Below are 658 nucleotides of genomic sequence, written 5' to 3' on the forward strand. Positions count from 1 at the left end.
AATATATTGTTCCTATTGAAGATTTTTGTAATACTGAAATAGGATTTCATATGATGAGATATACTTTTTGTGTTGATACACAAATTAGTACTTCTCGTGAATTAAACCGCGTTAGTCCTAATAGTATTGCTGAAAAATCAACTAGATATGTTTATGAAGATGGAAGTATTTGTAGACCTCATTGGATAAGCAAAGAAGAAGCTGAATTATTTAATAATGATAATAATATTATTTTAAATGAAGCTATAAATGCTGATTTAAATGAAGCTATAAATGTTTATCTTAATGGATGTAAAAGAGATTTTGAAGAATATAAAATTCTTGTAGATAAATATAAAATTCGTCGTCAAGATGCTCGTGGTAAACTTCCTCTTGATACTGCTACTAGATGTATTTATACATATTCCGTAAGAGAATGGCGTCATATTATTGATTTACGTTATTATGGTACTACTGGTACTCCTCATCCTAATGCTAAAATTATAGCTGGTATGATTAGAAATAATTTAATGGAACTTGGATATGACTTCAGAGATTGATAAACTTAAACACTTTCATGTTGAAGATTATAGTGGTATTTATTTTACTGATGAGTTAAATGCCGGTGAAGAATTTCTTTATACTACAATTGGAATTAAAGATGATAAAGAAGTAACAT

The 658-nt window shown here is 27.7% G+C and carries 1 protein-coding gene; it reads left to right on the plus strand.

Annotated features, from left to right (window positions below):
* Window positions 1–539, plus strand: a 539-nt coding sequence (locus tag DXN04_RS33490) for an FAD-dependent thymidylate synthase (RefSeq protein ID WP_147320144.1), incomplete at its 5' end; no start/stop codon positions are given.
* Between the last annotated feature and the right edge of the window lie 119 nt (window positions 540–658).

Source organism: Chitinophaga silvisoli (assembly GCF_003412465.1).
Taxonomy (GTDB): Bacteria; Bacteroidota; Bacteroidia; order Chitinophagales; family Chitinophagaceae; genus Chitinophaga; species Chitinophaga silvisoli.